The organism is Sphingomonas sp. Leaf62, from assembly GCF_001421915.1.
Taxonomy (GTDB): Bacteria; Pseudomonadota; Alphaproteobacteria; order Sphingomonadales; family Sphingomonadaceae; genus Sphingomonas.
The window spans coordinates 420,875-433,760 of sequence record NZ_LMLN01000030.1 but is presented as its reverse complement, the minus strand read 5'-3'; the positions used below and the strand labels follow the sequence as shown (position 1 = coordinate 433,760).

The following is a 12,886-nucleotide window of genomic DNA, read 5'->3' as shown; positions in this document are numbered from 1 at the left end:
GTCGATATTGCCCGGCGAAGGAGCAGGGTGCCGCTTTTTCTGGCAGCCCACCTGCTCGCTTGGCCGGGAGGAGATCACAGATAGGGCGGCTTGGTGAACCCTTTGGGGCTAAGCGTGAAGATCTCGCAGCCCTCCTCGGTAATCCCGATCGAATGCTCGAACTGCGCCGACAGCGATCGGTCGCGGGTCACCGCCGTCCAGCCATCGTCGAGCATCTTCACGTCGGGGCGGCCGATATTGATCATCGGCTCGATCGTGAAGAACATGCCCGGCCGCAATTCGGGACCGGTGCCGGGGCGACCGGCATGGATCACTTCCGGCGCATCATGGAACAATCGCCCAAGGCCATGCCCGCAGAAATCGCGCACGACGCCATAGCGGTGCGATTCGGCATGGCGCTGGATCGCGTTCGCGACATCGCCCATTCGGTTGCCGGGTTTGGCATGTTCGATGCCGATCATCAGGCATTCATAGGTCACATCGACCAGCTTGCGCGCCTTAATGGGCACATTGCCGACCAAATAGGTCCGGCTGCTGTCCCCGTGCCAGCCATCCAACAGGGGGGTTACGTCGATATTGGCGATGTCGCCGTCCTTCAGCGTCCGGTCCGACGGGATGCCGTGGCACACGACATGATTGATCGAGATGCAGGTCGAATGCGCATAGCCGCGATAGCCGAGCGTCGCCGGCACCGCGCCGCCCTCCCGCATCAGGCGAAAGATGATCGCGTCCAGCTCGGCGGTGGTGACGCCCGGCACGACATGCGGCGTGACCTCGTCGAGGATATGCGCGGCCAGCCGGCCGGCGCGGCGCATCCCTTCGAACCCGGCGGCATCGTGCAGCTTGATCGCGCCGGTCCGGGCCAGCGGCATGTCGGTGGTGACGGTCTGATATTCGGTCATACGCTGCATATAAGCGAGGAAGTGGTGCTAGGCGAGGGCAGGGACGCGCGCTATGTCCGCGGTCATGACCGACCGCATCTGGACCGCCGCATTGATCGTCATCGGTGACGAAATCCTCTCCGGCCGGACGCAGGACAAGAATATCGCCCAGCTTGCCGTCTGGCTGAACGTTCAGGGTATCCGGCTGGGCGAGGTCCGCGTCGTCGCCGATCGCGAGGAAGCGATCGTCGAGGCGGTCAACATTCTGCGCGCGCGCAACGACTATGTCTTCACCACCGGCGGCATCGGCCCGACCCATGACGACATCACCGTCGATTCGATCGCGGCGGCGCTGGGCGTGCCGGTGGTCGTCCATCCCAAGGCGCGGGCGATCCTCGAATCCTATTACGAGACGCGCGGTGGACTGACCGATGCCCGGCTGCGCATGGCGCGGGTGCCGGAGGGCGGCGAGCTGATCGAAAACCGGATGTCGGGCGCGCCGGGCATCCGCATCGGCAACATCTTCATCATGGCGGGCGTGCCCCACATCGCCGCAGCGATGCTCGACAGCTTGACGGGTACGCTGGAGGGTGGCCTGCCGGTAGTGTCGGCGACGCTCGGCTGCTGGGTGGGCGAGAGCGAGGTCGCCGACATCCTGGGCGACGTCGAACGCACCCATGACGGCGTCGCGATCGGCAGCTACCCGTTTTTCCGCGAAGGTCGCACCGGTGCCAATTTCGTCGTGCGCGCCACCGACACGGCGGTCGTCGACGCCTGTATCGCCGACCTTGCCGACCGCCTGCGCAGGACCGGCCGTGAGCCGGTGACCGGCGGGATCTGACGCAAGTCCAGTTGCAACGCAGCGGTCCGGTTGATATGTCCGACTAATAACCTGACAGGAGAGAGCGACGTTGGCTAACGCCCCGACCCGCATCGCGTTGGCCGGTATCGGCAAGATCGCGCGCGACCAGCATATCCCGCATATTGCCGCCAGCCCCGATTTCGAACTGGTGGCGGCCGTCACCGGCCATACCGCCCCCGAAGGTGTACCGGGGTTCAAGACGATCGATGAGATGATGGCCGCGATGCCCGATGTGCAGGCGATTTCGATCTGCACGCCGCCGCGCGGTCGCCTGTCATTGATCCAGCAGGCGCTCGACCACGGCCTCGACGTCATGATCGAAAAGCCGCCCGCCGCGACGCTGTCCGAGGCGCAGGGCTTTGCCCGCGCCGCCGAAACCGCCGGCAAGGTGCTGTTCGCGACGTGGCATTCGCGCGAAGCCGCCGCCGTCGAGCCCGCCCGCGCGTGGTTGGCGCAGCGCAACATCCGCCGCGTCGAGGTGAACTGGAAGGAAGACGTCCGCGTCTGGCATCCGGGGCAGGCCTGGATCTGGGAACCGGGCATCGGCGTGTTCGATCCGGGGATCAACGCGCTATCGGTTATCACTCGCATCTTGCCGCGTCCGCTTCTGCTCGATGGGGCCGAGTTACGCTTCCCGTCGAACCGCGACGCGCCGATCGCCGCCGATCTCGACTTCATCGATACCGCCGGGGTGCCGGTGCGCGTCGAATTCGACTTCGATCAGACGGGGCCGCAAACCTGGGACATCGACGTCGAAACGGATGACGGCCATCTGACGCTGGCGATGGGCGCGTCGCGCATGGCGGTCGACGGGGTTGCGGTCGATGTCGGCGACGAAGCCGAATATGCGCGGCTCTACCGCCGCTTTGCCGAATGCCTGCGCGACCGGGTGAGCGATGCCGACCTGTCACCCTTCGTCCATGTCAACGACGCGTTCCTGCTGGGGCGCCGCACGACCGTCGGTGCATTCAGCGAATAGCCGTTATCTTCTCCCCTCCCTTGTCCGGGAGGGGAGTCATTCACCCCATCGCGGCCACAATCGCGTCCCGCGCCCGCGCCGCCACCGCCTTGCGTCCCAGACCCGCCGGATCAAAGGCCGGCAGGAAATGGATGGTCAGCCCGATCTGCCCCGGCCGCGCAAGCACACGCGCCGCATTCGCGGTTCCTGCTTCGTCACCGACCCACGCCACCTCGCGCGCATCGCCGTAATCCAGATAGACCGGCTGTACGCGCAGCCCTGGTGGCGGGGGATCGATCGCGCCGAGCAGTGCCGCCTTGAACGGCAGCAATTCGCCCGGTCGTGCGGTCGTACCCTCCGGAAACACCGTCACCGGATGATCGGCGAGCAGCGCCTGCCGCAGCGTATCGATCTGCCGCGCCACCCCCAACCGGTCGCCGCGATCGATGAACAGCGTGTGGTTGAGCGTGCACAGCCACCCGACCAGCGGCGCATCGCGCAACTCGCCCTTGGCGACGAATGCGCTCCCACTGGCCCCGGCGATGGCGAGAATGTCGATCCAGCTCTGATGGTTGGCAAGGTACAGCACGTCGCGCGCGACCGGCGTGCCGACCACCGTCGTCCGCACCCCGATCGCACGGGCCAACGCTCCCAGAAACCGCGGCGGCCATGGCGAGCGCAGCCGGACCAGTCGCCACGCACCGTGCAGGAGCAGGTAGCGCAGCAGCGTCGCGAGCATGGCCGCCGCACGCACCATCAATCGCAGGCGCGCACCAAACGGCATGGGATCAGCCCTTGCGTTCGAGGCTGACGCCGTAGAGTTCCATACGGTGATCGACGAGGCGGAAGCCGAGCCGTTCGGCGATCTGCTTCTGCAGCAATTCCAGTTCGGGATCGACGAATTCGATCACCCGGCCGCTTTCGACGTCGATCAGATGATCGTGATGCGCTTCGGGGGCGGGTTCATACCGGGCGCGCCCGTCGCCGAAATCATGCCGATCGAGGATACCGGCCTCTTCGAACAGGCGGACCGTGCGATAGACCGTGGCGATCGAGATACCCGGATCGATCGCGGACGCGCGCTCATACACTTTTTCGACATCGGGATGGTCATCGGCTTCGGACAAGACGCGCGCGATCACGCGGCGCTGTTCGGTGATGCGCAGCCCTTTTTGTTGGCACAGTGCTTCGAGGTCGATCTTGCGGGGCATGCGGTCCTGTACGTCCAGAGGATATGGCCCGACACTAACGCGCCCTGCCGCCAAGCGAAAGCCGCTAAGTGGCGCGGGTGCCGCCACCGGTGCAAACCGACGCCGGCACCCGCACCGTCAACGGACGCGACGCTGCGTACCCAGACCAATCTTCTTGGCCAGCGTCCGACGCTGTTCGGCATAATTGGGCGCGACCATGGGATAGTCTGCGGGCAGGTTCCACTTGGCGCGATACTGCTCGGGGGTCAGATTATAATGCGTCATCAAATGACGTTTGAGCATCTTGAGCTTCCGCCCATCCTCGAGACAGACGATATAATCAGGCTTCACCGACGACCGCACCGGCACAGCCGGTTCGGCGGGCGGGGCGGCGGGTTCGGCCGGCGTGCCCAGATCGTTCAATGCGTCATGTACGCTGCGGATCAGGACGGCGATATCGCCGACCTCGACATGATTATTCCCGACATGGGCGGCAACGATGTTCGCCGTCAGGGCAATGAGCGTGTCGTCGCGCTCCGCAAGAATGGTCATGCTCTTCCTTCGTTACACGGCCGCACCGGCGGCCCATCGTCGCTATCGGACCAGAATGGGGAAGGCGCAACAATATTCCCGGCTTTTTTAGAATACCGCCGACGTCATTCGACCTGTGTCAGGCTGGCTGCTGCAACGGGCGGAGGAAACGATCGGACATAGGTATGAGCGTCGAACCGCTGACCGCTGCGTCCGGCATAATAGTTGCGGCGTTCCCCGCATTTGACGAAACCGGCGCTGGCGTAGAGCCGGGTCGCGTCGTTGCCCGCCCGCATTTCAAGGCACAGGCGCGCGGCACCCCGCGCCTGCGCATCGGTCATTGCGCGTTGCAGCAGCGCCAGCCCGACCCCACGCCCTCGATCTGCCGGATGCACCGCCAGCAACAGCAGTTCGGCATCATCAGCGACCGCGCGGGTCAGTGCAAAGCCGATCACCCGCCCGTCGTCACTTGCCAACGTCAGCCAGACGCCCGGCAGCGACAACATGCCGAGGCACTGCGACGGGGTCCACGCCTCGCCGAAGCGCGGATCGAATGCTGCCCGCATCACCCGGTCGACGGCTTCGATGTCGGCGGCGCTTCCGGTTGCCAGCGCGATATCGCTGCGAACGTCGCTCATGCGCGCACGCTTGGCACCGCATCGGGCGCACGGCCATAGAGCGGGGCAGGACGCAGGTTGCGCTGTTCGGCACTCAGCAAGACCGCATCGGCAGCGTCGGGCAGTCGGTCGCAGTCGGGCAGGGCGGCGTCGACCGTGCGGAGCCGGGCAAGGCCCTGACCAACGACGCGCCGTCCCTGCAACGCCGCGACCGCATCGGCGGGCTTGCGCGACACGGCGGGACCGTCGGCGACGAGCGCACCGTCGAACCCCTGTTGGAACACCTCGCCATGGCCGCCGTCCAGCACCACAACGATCGCCTCACCCGGCTGTTCGGACAGCGCGGCTGCGGCGATCGATGCCAGCGACGAATAGCCGTGCACCGGCACGCCCCAACCGATGCCAAGCCCGCGCGCCGCCGCCAGCCCGACCCGGACGCCGGTAAAGCTGCCAGGCCCGCAATCGACGAGGATCGTGTCGGCCCGCCCCTGATTGGGCAGGGCGGCGATCATCGGCACCAACCGCTCGGCATGACCGCGCCCGACGACGACATGGTCGCGGGCGATCACCACGCCGTCGTCGATCAGCGCGACCGAACAGGCGGCAGTGGCGGTTTCGATGACGAGCGTTCGCACGTGATCGTCAGACGACCCGGTTGAACTTGGCGAAATCCGGACGCGGCGACCGCGGATACAGCGTCTCGCGGTCGCCATAGCCCAGCGTGGTGATGAAGTTGGCGTGGACTGCCGGCGTCTCGGCGAAGAACGCCTTGTCGACCGCTCCGGCATCGAAGCCCGACATCGGCCCGGTATCGAACCCCAGCGCGCGCGCGGCAAGGATCAGATACGCGCCCTGCAACGACGAATTGCGGAATGCCGATGCCTGCCGCAACTCCGCATTACCGTCGAACCACGACTTCGCATCGGCGTGGGGGAACAGTTCGGGCAGATACTCGTGGAATTCGGTGTCCATGCCGATGATTGCGGTTACCGGCGCGGCGCGGATCTTGTCCGGGTTCGTACCGGTGGCACAGGCCGCCAGCTTTTCCTTGGACTCTGTCGAGGTGCACCACACGATCCGCGCCGGCAGCTGGTTGGCGCTGGTCGGGCCCCATTTCATCAGGTCCCAGATCGCGGCCAGATCGGCTTCCGTCACCGGCTGGTCGGTATAATGGTTGAACGTACGCGCGCTGCGAAACAGCGTATCGAGTGCCTGATCGTCGAGTTTGGGCATCAGACTGCACGAACCTCCGTGACTTCGGGAACATAATATTTGAGTAGCTGCTCGATCCCGTTCTTCAGTGTCGCGCTGGAGGACGGACAGCCCGAACAGGCCCCCTGCAACTGCAGATAGACTTTGCCCTGGTCGAACCCGCGATAGACGATGTCGCCGCCGTCATTGGCGACCGCCGGGCGGACGCGGGTCTCGATCAATTCCTTGATCTGTTCGACGATATCGGCATCGGCCGGATCGTCGGTGAAGCTAGGTTCGTCGGACGCGACCGAGAAGCCTGCGCTGCCCGTCGGGTTGAACAACGGCATCCGCCCGCCGAAATGATCCAGCATCAACGCCAGCACATCGGGTTTCAGGTCGGCCCATTCGCTGCCCGGTGCCTTGGTCACCGACACGAACTCGCGGCCGAAAAACACACCGACGACATCGCCCAGCGCGAACAATTGCGTCGCGAGCGGCGACGCCTCGGCCTCTTCGGGACTGGCAAAATCGCGGGTACCCGCGTCCATCACGACCTGCCCGGGCAGGAATTTCAGCGTCGCCGGATTGGGCGTCGGTTCCGTTTCGATCAACATGCCGCCCATTTGGCGACCGGCGGACGGGGGATCAAGGGCGTACGGCGAAACGCTGCGTTCACCGTTGCCACCGCGCGTTGCCTCGATTGTTACGCTCCTGTACGACCCGGGCAACGACAGAAGGGGAAAGTGCCGGTGATCGAGACGCATCTGGCGAAATTGCGCGCCCGCGACACGATTTCGGCGGAGGAAGAGCGGGTCATTTATGACTCGCTTGGCGAGGTGCGGTCGCTGGCGGCGCATCACACCTGCATTCATGCCGGCGAACGCCTCCATTCCAGCACGCTGCTGCTCCAAGGACTGATGTGCCGTTACAAGGATTTGCCGGGCGGCGAGCGGCAGATCACCGAACTGCACGTCGCTGGCGACTTCCTCGACCTGCACAGTTTTTCCCTCAAGCAGCTCGATCATAACGTCATGACGCTGACGCCGTGTCGCGTCGTACTGGTCCCGCATGCCAAGCTGAAGGACATCACCGAGACCCAGCCGCATCTGGCGCGGGTCTACTGGTTCCTGACTGCCCTCGACGCCGCGATCCATCGCGAATGGGAATTGTCGCTCGGCAGGCGAAACGCGATCCAGCGCATCGCCCATTTGATCTGCGAACTGCGCGTCCGGCTGGCACTGATCGGCCAGGCCGACGACACCGGTTTCGCTCTGCCGCTGACGCAGGCCGACCTGTCCGACTGTACCGGTCTGACCCCGGTCCACGTGAACCGGACGCTGCGCGAAATGCGCGAACGGGGTTTGGTCGATCTGCGCAGCAAACGCGTGACGATCAACGACATGCCTGGATTGAGGGCAACGGCCGAGTTCGACGATTCGTATCTGTATCTCCGGCGCGAGGATCGCTGACGGCAAGCTGACCCGAAGCTGAACCGGGCGACCGAAACAGCTTTATCTTTCGCGCCGTGTGTCGATACTGGTCGGGGCGTTGCAACGACGCTACACCCCGACTTATGGTATCTCCGTTCCGTCTGGCCACGGGCGCGTTCACGACCCTGGCCCTGATCGCCGCGCCGCTTGCAGCGCAGACCCCTCCCGCATCGCAGACCCCTCCCGCATCGTCGGCGCCGATCCGTCAGCTTCCGCCGCTCGAACCGGTGGCGCAGGGACCCGACACCCCGTGGCTGTTCCGGGGCAGCGACATTCCGCCCGACCGGACGTGGACGTACGGCGTCCTGTCCAACGGACTGAAATATGCCGTGCGCAAGAACGGCGTACCACCGGGGCAGATCGCGATCCGGGTTGCGATCGGCGCAGGGTCGCTGATGGAAACCGACAGCGAACGTGGCTTTGCCCATCTGATCGAACATCTGTCGTTCCGCGGTTCGGTCCACGTCCCCGATGGCGAATCGAAACGGGTGTGGCAGCGTCTGGGCGTCACCTTCGGGTCGGACAGCAACGCATCGACCAGCTTCACCCAGACCGTCTACAAGCTCGACCTGCCGTCCGCGACGCCGACCGGCCTCGACGAAAGCATGAAGATCCTGTCGGGCATGATGACCGAACCGACGCTCAGCCAGGCGGCGCTCGACGCCGAGCGCCCGGTCGTCCTGTCCGAACAGCGCGAGCAGCCGGGGCCGCAGGTGCGGCTGGGCGATGCGACCCGCGCGCTGTTCTTTGCCGGACAGCCGCTCGCCGACCGTTCGCCGATCGGCAACGTCGACACGCTGCAATCCGCCACCGCCGCCAGCGTGAAGGCGTTCCACGACCGCTGGTACCGGCCCGACCGGGCGATCGTCGTCATCGCTGGCGACGCCGATCCCGCGATCCTCGAAGCAATGGTCAAGAAGCATTTTTCCGCCTGGACCGGCACCGGCCCGGCCCCGGCCGAACCAAAGTTCGGGTCGCCCAGGGCCGACGAGCCGGTCGCGGCGACGGTCAGCGAACCGACCATCCCGACGCTGTTGCAGATGGCGGTGTTACGGCCGTGGACCGTCGGCGACGACACGATCCTGTTCAACCAGGAGCGGATGGTGGACCAGATCGGGTTGCGGATACTCAACCGGCGGCTGGAGAGTCGGGCGCGTAGCGGCGGGAGTTTCATCTCCGCCGGTGCCAATCTCGACGACGTATCGCGATCGGCGAACATCACGCAGGTGTCGATCCTGCCGCTGGGCGACGACTGGGCAGCGGCGCTGCGCGACGTGCGGCAGGCGATCGCCGACGCGATCCGCACCGCGCCGACCCAGGCTGATATCGACCGCGAAGTCGCCGAAATCCGCGCCGGCATGGAGAACGAAGTCCGCACCGCGCCGGTGACGGCGGGCGCACTGCTCGCCGACAACCTGATCGCCGCGACCGACATTCGCGAAACGGTCGCCGGTCCGGAAACGTCGCTGCGCATCTTCGAAGGCGCGGTGACCAAGAAGTTCTTCACCCCCGCCCGCGTGCAGGCAGCGACGAAGAAGGTGTTCGAAGGCACCGCGACCCGCGCGCTGGTCAACACCCGGTCCCCCGATCCGACCACGCAGGCGAAGCTGACCGCCGCGCTGACCGAGAAGGTCGCCGGCACCGCCGCGCGGCGTGGCGGACAGGCGGCGATCGGGTTCGACCGGCTTGGCCCCCTCGGCAAGCCCGGCACGATCACCACGCGCAGCATGGCGCTGCCCGATCCCCCGGTCGAGCGCGTCGATTTCGCCAATGGTTCGTCGCTGCTGCTGTTCCCCAATGAATCGGAGACGGGCAAGGTCTATGTCCGCGTCCGGTTCGGCCGGGGGCTGAACGCGTTGCCGACCGATCGCCGCACCCCGGCGTTCGCCGCCGATCTCGCGCTGGTCGCGTCGGGCATCCAGACGCCGAAGGGCGTGCTGGGGCAGGAGGAACTCGACCGGCTGACCGGCGGGCGGCAGATGGGATTGTCGTTCGGCATCGACGACGACGCCTTCATCCTTGCCGGCACCACCACCGCCGCCGACCTGTCCGATCAGTTGAAGCTGATCGCGGCCAAGCTGCAATCGCCGGCATGGGACCCGAAGCCGGTGGCACGGGCGCGGGCGGTGATGCTGGCCAGCTACGACGCGCTCGGCGCATCGCCCGACGGCGTCATGGGCCGTGATCTCGAAGGACTGCTCCACGCCGGCGACGCGCGCTGGGTCAGCCCCGACCGCAAGGATATCGAGGCGCTGACCCCGGCCAGCTTCAAGGCGCTCTGGCAGCCGCTGCTCGCCACCGGCCCGGTCGAGGTGCAGGTGTTCGGCGACGTGCCGCAACAGGCGGCGATCGACGCGGTCGCCGCGACGATCGGCGCAATGGCGAAGCGCCCCGCAGATGCCACCCCGCCGCCGCCGGTTCGCTTCCCCGCGCACGTCGCGCAACCGGTGACGCGCACCCATGGCGGCCAGCCCAATCAGGCGGCGGCGGCGATCGCATGGCCGACCGGCGGCGGCAGCGCGGGCCTGACCGAAAGTCGCAAGCTGGAGGTGCTGGCGGCGGTGTTCCGCGACCGGCTGCTCGACCGGCTGCGCAGTCAGGCGGGGGTCAGCTATTCGCCGAACGTCGACAACAACTGGCCGGTCGGCCTGCCCGGCGGCGGGCGGATCATGGCGATCGGGCTGGTGCCGCCCGATCGCACCGGCTTCTTCTTCGACCTCGCCCGCGAACTCGCCGCCGATCTGGTCAGGACGCCGGTCCCCGCCGACGAACTCGACCGCGCCAAGCTGCCGGTGATCCAGTTGATCGCCCGCATGTCGAGCGGCAACATGTTCTGGATGAACCAGACGCAGGGCGGCACGGTCGACCCGGCGCGGCTGGCGGCGATCCCCGGCATCATCAACGACATTCGCGGCACTACGCCTGAAGAATTGCAGGCGCTCGCGGCGAAATATCTGGTGCCGTCGAAGGACTGGTCGATGCAGGTCCTGCCGGAGAGAAAATAAAGCTCCTCCCCGGCACGGGGAGGGGGACCGCCGCGAAGCGGTGGTGGAGGGGGGTGTCCACCGACGCTCCCCCTTCGAAAGAAGAACCGGTTCGCGCGAAGGCCCAAAGGCGCAAAGAAGGTGTTTCACGCGGAGGCGCAGAGACGATCGTCCCGCGATCGGGATACTTGACGCAACGCGATGGCCGGGCATCGAAGCCGCTGGCGCGGGTGACGGAGCGGCCGACGCAACCCCTCCGCGCCTTCGCGCCTTCGCGTGAACCAACTCTTCTTAAACAGCCACCCCCCGCCGAACCGGCGCGCCGGCCATCACCGCCAACCCCCAGATCGCAAACCCGCCCAGCGCCAGCGCCGCGCCGACCAACCCGGTCGAGGTCCAGCCATAGCCCGCCGCGATCGCCAGCCCGCCGGCCCATGGCCCGATCGCATTGGCGGTATTGAACGCCGAATGGTTGAGCGACGCGGCAAGGCTCTGGCCATGTTCGGCAATATCCATCAACCGCGTCTGAAGCACGGTGCCCAGCGCGCCACCGATACCGATCAGGAACACGATCGTGAGCATCGACCATAGCTGCCCCGCCGCCAGCGGATAGAGCGCCAGCGTCGCCGCGCTCCACAACAGCAGCGCCCCGGCGGTCGGCATCAGCGCCCGGTCGGCGAACCGCGGCACGACCAGATTGCCGATGGTCATGCCGATGCCGAACACCGCCAGCACCACCGGCACCATCGCCGGTCCCGCGCCCGTCACCTCGATCAGCGTCGAGGCGAGATAGGTATAGACCGCGAACATGCCGCCAAAGCCGATCGCGCCGATGCCGAGCGTCAGCCACAACTGGCCCGAGCGCAGCACGCCCAGTTCGGCAAGCGGGCTGGCCGAACGGTCCGGCCGATCGTGCGGTGCGACCCATGCCACCATCGCCATCGTCGCGGCGGCCAGCACCGCCACGACCCCGAAGCCCCAGCGCCATCCGATCGCCTGTCCCAGCGCATTGGCCAGCGGCACCCCGACGATCGTCGCGGTCGTCAGCCCGAGCATGACCCGCCCGATCGCCTGCGTCCGCTTCTCGGCGGGCACCAGCGAGGCCGCGACCAGCGCCGCGATCCCGAAATAGGCGCCATGTGGCAACCCGCTGAAAAACCGTGCGACCAGCATCGCTTCGTAGGTCGGAGCCAGCGCACTCGCCGCATTGGCGATCCCGAAGCACGCCATCAATGCGATCAGCACCGTCCGTCGCGCCATCCGCGCGGTCAGCACCGCCAGCAGCGGCGCGCCGACCACGACCCCCAGCGCATAGGCGCTGATGACATGCCCCGCCGTCGGTTCGTCGATGCCCAGCCCCGGCGCAAAGAACGGCACGAGGCTCATCGTCGCGAATTCGGTCGTCCCGATCGCGAAGCCGCCGAGCGCGAGCGCCAGATGAACGAGGGCAGGGTTACGGGTCGGGGTCACGGTCACGCTCCTTGCTGCGATGCAGCATTTCGAGCGGGCCATATGGGAAGATCGGCTGCGCGTTCAACCGTCCGCGGGATTCAATCGGGCAGCGACGTCAACGAGGCCTGGGTCGCCCCACCACCCTGCATGATCTTCATCCGGCGAGCGACTTCCATTGCAACCTTCTGTTCGGCCTCGACCCGTTCCTTCGGCGGTAGCGCCTCGATCGCCTCCTCGGTCAGGTCCATGGTTTTCAGCACGTCCCGCCGAACCCGTTGCGCCGGGGTCAGCGACAACTCCTTTTTGAACGCCGCCACCGCCTCGTCCAGCCGCACGCGGTCCGCGTCGTCGGTCGCGATCTTTCGCTCGTGTCGGGTGGTACCGCCAGTGGCGGGTTCGTCGTGCACTGCCAGCACCGAGCGGAACGCAGCGGCAAACCCCGTGCCGCCGGACGGCAGGGCGGTCGATCGCGACGGATCGGCAGCCGTCGAACGGTTCGTGATCGCATCCAGCATCTTCCGGCCCCTTCGCATCATCGGCAGCATGAAGGCTGGCAGAAGATGGTTAAGACTTTCCTACAGCTTCGGTCCCATGGCATCGTCGGCAACCGCTCTTTCCCGACGTCGATCCGGCCTGCGACTTCCGACCGGGGGCCACCGGACGGTAGCGACCCCGGACGGGGAAGATCGCGCATGGGAAGGCGGGTCGGGGTGCGCTCCCCGACCCG

General features: G+C 66.6%; 14 protein-coding genes. 4 read left to right on the top strand and 10 right to left on the bottom strand.

Annotated elements, in window-relative coordinates:
- Positions 1 to 74: 74 nt before the first annotated feature.
- Entirely contained in the window at positions 75 to 902 is an 828-nt protein-coding gene (gene map, locus ASE91_RS17370) for a type I methionyl aminopeptidase (protein ID WP_056628440.1), read from the bottom strand.
- Between the two features lie 64 nt (positions 903 to 966).
- Between map and ASE91_RS17365 the strand changes: the two genes are divergently transcribed.
- The gene (locus ASE91_RS17365; RefSeq protein ID WP_056628879.1) at positions 967 to 1,722 is read left to right on the top strand and encodes a competence/damage-inducible protein A; all 756 of its coding nucleotides are present in this window, start codon (positions 967 to 969) and stop codon (positions 1,720 to 1,722) included.
- Positions 1,723 to 1,792: 70 nt separating this feature from the next.
- Positions 1,793 to 2,722 carry a Gfo/Idh/MocA family protein gene (locus ASE91_RS17360; RefSeq protein WP_082454096.1) on the top strand — a complete coding sequence of 310 codons (930 nt, stop codon included), beginning with the start codon at positions 1,793 to 1,795 and terminating at the stop codon, positions 2,720 to 2,722.
- Positions 2,723 to 2,762: 40 nt separating this feature from the next.
- Here the strand turns inward: ASE91_RS17360 and ASE91_RS17355 are convergent, their stop codons facing one another.
- The 7 genes from ASE91_RS17355 to ASE91_RS17325 form a co-directional block, all read right to left on the bottom strand.
- Positions 2,763 to 3,485, bottom strand: a complete 723-nt coding sequence (locus ASE91_RS17355; protein WP_056004518.1) for a lysophospholipid acyltransferase family protein — start codon at positions 3,483 to 3,485, stop codon at positions 2,763 to 2,765.
- Positions 3,486 to 3,489: 4 nt separating this feature from the next.
- The gene (locus tag ASE91_RS17350) at positions 3,490 to 3,912 is read right to left on the bottom strand and encodes a Fur family transcriptional regulator (protein ID WP_056004519.1); all 423 of its coding nucleotides are present in this window, start codon (positions 3,910 to 3,912) and stop codon (positions 3,490 to 3,492) included.
- Between the two features lie 117 nt (positions 3,913 to 4,029).
- The gene (locus tag ASE91_RS17345; RefSeq protein WP_056004521.1) at positions 4,030 to 4,443 is read right to left on the bottom strand and encodes a MucR family transcriptional regulator; all 414 of its coding nucleotides are present in this window, start codon (positions 4,441 to 4,443) and stop codon (positions 4,030 to 4,032) included.
- A gap of 104 nt (positions 4,444 to 4,547) precedes the next feature.
- Complete coding sequence (locus ASE91_RS17340; RefSeq protein WP_056004523.1) at positions 4,548 to 5,060, bottom strand: GNAT family N-acetyltransferase; 513 nt, start codon at positions 5,058 to 5,060, stop codon at positions 4,548 to 4,550.
- Entirely contained in the window at positions 5,057 to 5,674 is a 618-nt protein-coding gene (tsaB, locus tag ASE91_RS17335; RefSeq protein WP_056004525.1) for a tRNA (adenosine(37)-N6)-threonylcarbamoyltransferase complex dimerization subunit type 1 TsaB, read from the bottom strand. Before tsaB ends, ASE91_RS17340 begins: the two co-directional genes overlap by 4 nt.
- Positions 5,675 to 5,681: 7 nt before the next feature.
- Positions 5,682 to 6,272 (bottom strand): malonic semialdehyde reductase, encoded by a 591-nt coding sequence (locus tag ASE91_RS17330; protein ID WP_056004527.1) that lies wholly within the window; start codon positions 6,270 to 6,272, stop codon positions 5,682 to 5,684.
- Positions 6,272 to 6,847, bottom strand: coding sequence for a NifU family protein (locus ASE91_RS17325; RefSeq protein ID WP_056628871.1), 576 nt, complete (start codon positions 6,845 to 6,847; stop codon positions 6,272 to 6,274). The genes ASE91_RS17330 and ASE91_RS17325 overlap by 1 nt, the downstream gene beginning before the upstream one ends.
- A 135-nt stretch (positions 6,848 to 6,982) precedes the next feature.
- Here ASE91_RS17325 and ASE91_RS17320 point away from each other — a divergent pair, with 135 nt between their 5' ends.
- Both ASE91_RS17320 and ASE91_RS17315 read left to right on the top strand, forming a co-directional pair.
- On the top strand, positions 6,983 to 7,702 hold the full coding sequence (locus ASE91_RS17320; RefSeq protein WP_056628869.1) for a Crp/Fnr family transcriptional regulator: 720 nt from the start codon (positions 6,983 to 6,985) through the stop codon (positions 7,700 to 7,702).
- Between the two features lie 248 nt (positions 7,703 to 7,950).
- Positions 7,951 to 10,728: a M16 family metallopeptidase gene (locus ASE91_RS17315; RefSeq protein WP_056628866.1), complete on the top strand. Its 2,778-nt coding sequence runs from the start codon at positions 7,951 to 7,953 to the stop codon at positions 10,726 to 10,728.
- A 270-nt stretch (positions 10,729 to 10,998) separates the two neighbouring features.
- Here ASE91_RS17315 and ASE91_RS17310 read toward each other — a convergent pair whose 3' ends face one another.
- Together ASE91_RS17310 and ASE91_RS17305 are read right to left on the bottom strand one after the other, a co-directional pair.
- Positions 10,999 to 12,219, bottom strand: a complete 1,221-nt coding sequence (locus ASE91_RS17310; protein WP_056628438.1) for an MFS transporter — start codon at positions 12,217 to 12,219, stop codon at positions 10,999 to 11,001.
- A 38-nt stretch (positions 12,220 to 12,257) separates the two neighbouring features.
- Positions 12,258 to 12,674 (bottom strand): hypothetical protein, encoded by a 417-nt coding sequence (locus ASE91_RS17305; protein WP_156357899.1) that lies wholly within the window; start codon positions 12,672 to 12,674, stop codon positions 12,258 to 12,260.
- Between the last annotated feature and the right edge of the window lie 212 nt (positions 12,675 to 12,886).

What these genes read in the sequence shown, in the direction of transcription:
- ASE91_RS17340 (WP_056004523.1), bottom strand. Translation starts at nt 5,060, where the DNA reads ATGAGCGACGTTCGCAGCGATATCGCGCTGGCAACCGGAAGCGCCGCC.
- ASE91_RS17310 (WP_056628438.1), bottom strand. Translation starts at nt 12,219, where the DNA reads ATGGCCCGCTCGAAATGCTGCATCGCAGCAAGGAGCGTGACCGTGACC.
- ASE91_RS17350 (WP_056004519.1), bottom strand. Translation starts at nt 3,912, where the DNA reads ATGCCCCGCAAGATCGACCTCGAAGCACTGTGCCAACAAAAAGGGCTG.
- ASE91_RS17355 (WP_056004518.1), bottom strand. Translation starts at nt 3,485, where the DNA reads ATGCCGTTTGGTGCGCGCCTGCGATTGATGGTGCGTGCGGCGGCCATG.
- ASE91_RS17305 (WP_156357899.1), bottom strand. Translation starts at nt 12,674, where the DNA reads ATGCTGGATGCGATCACGAACCGTTCGACGGCTGCCGATCCGTCGCGA.
- ASE91_RS17365 (WP_056628879.1), top strand. Translation starts at nt 967, where the DNA reads ATGACCGACCGCATCTGGACCGCCGCATTGATCGTCATCGGTGACGAA.
- ASE91_RS17325 (WP_056628871.1), bottom strand. Translation starts at nt 6,847, where the DNA reads ATGTTGATCGAAACGGAACCGACGCCCAATCCGGCGACGCTGAAATTC.
- map (WP_056628440.1), bottom strand. Translation starts at nt 902, where the DNA reads ATGACCGAATATCAGACCGTCACCACCGACATGCCGCTGGCCCGGACC.
- ASE91_RS17345 (WP_056004521.1), bottom strand. Translation starts at nt 4,443, where the DNA reads ATGACCATTCTTGCGGAGCGCGACGACACGCTCATTGCCCTGACGGCG.
- ASE91_RS17330 (WP_056004527.1), bottom strand. Translation starts at nt 6,272, where the DNA reads ATGCCCAAACTCGACGATCAGGCACTCGATACGCTGTTTCGCAGCGCG.